The following is a 1,112-nucleotide window of genomic DNA, read 5'->3' on the forward strand; positions in this document are numbered from 1 at the left end:
TAATACCGCCCGGCCTATGAAATGACTTTCTCGATCCACGGATAGAAGGCGAGGCTGACGATTCTCTGGGCGTCGGCGGCCAGGGCATTCCACGCGTCACAACACGCGTCGATAATGGCGTTCTGGTCTGGCCAGACCTGGATCGAGAGAAAGCGTTCACGCAGGTAGAGCCAGATGCGCTCGACGGGGTTGCACTCGGGCGAATATGGCGGGAGCGGCACCAAGGTGATGTTGTCGGGGACAGCCAGAGCGGCGGCGCCGTGCCATCCGGCACCATCGAGAACCATGACGACGTGGTCATCGGGAGCCAAGGTCTTGGCGAATTCGGCCAGGAACAGGTTCATGGTGACGGTGGACACCGTCGGCAGGACCAGGGCGAATTCCGCCCCGGTAACGGGTTCGACAGTGGCGAAGATGTAGGTCCAATCGAACCGCTGGTCGCACAGGCCCGGCGGCCTTTGGCCCTTCAGCCACCAGCGATGGCAGGTCCGCCCCTTCTGGCCGACACGGGCTTCGTCCTGGAAGAACAGGCGGATGCGCTTGCCGGGATGGGCTTGGGCGACGGCGCTCAGGGCCTCGGCGAGCCCTTTTTTTGAAAGCGCTCCTGCGCCTTGGCGTCGGTCTTTGGGTGGACGGGCCGCACCTTCTGCCGCGACATGCCGTTGCGACGCAGGATGCGTCCAACACTGTCGGGGTGGATGGTCTTGCCGAATTTCTCCGAAATCCAGATCGCCAGCGCCTCGCACGTCCAGGTGCAGACGCCATCGATCTCGGGCTTCGGCCCCTTGAAGATGGCGGCGGCCAGCGTCGCCTGCTCGGATCCGGTCAGCCATTCGGCACGGCGGCCCTTGGGGCGGTCGTGCAACCCATCAACCCCGTCAGCGTTGTAGCGAAGCACAGCGTCGCGTAGCGCCTGGCGCTCCATCCCCGCCAAACGCGCCGCCTCGGCCCGGCTCAGTCCATCAAGCGCATTGGCGATGGCATAGGCTCGTGCCGCCGCCCGCCCGCTGCCGCAATGCCGCGCCCAAAGCCGAAGTTCCGAAGATGTCTTGGCTTCCGATATCTTGAGACGACCGTACATGGCTCCCCCCATAGCTGGTGGAGCCAGTGAA

At 64.5% G+C, this 1,112-nt stretch carries 2 protein-coding genes; both read right to left on the bottom strand.

Annotated features, from left to right (window positions below; all coding sequences use genetic code 11):
* Positions 1–14: 14 nt before the first annotated feature.
* Positions 15–572: an IS630 family transposase gene (locus A6A05_RS21670; RefSeq protein WP_245644180.1), complete on the bottom strand. Its 558-nt coding sequence runs from the start codon at positions 570–572 to the stop codon at positions 15–17.
* Positions 569–1,112, bottom strand: a 544-nt coding sequence (locus A6A05_RS03880) for a winged helix-turn-helix domain-containing protein (RefSeq protein ID WP_216635741.1), incomplete at its 5' end; no start/stop codon positions are given. The genes A6A05_RS03880 and A6A05_RS21670, both read right to left, overlap by 4 nt.

The sequence above is a fragment of the Magnetospirillum moscoviense genome (genome assembly GCF_001650635.1).
Lineage (GTDB): Bacteria > Pseudomonadota > Alphaproteobacteria > Rhodospirillales > Magnetospirillaceae > Magnetospirillum > Magnetospirillum moscoviense.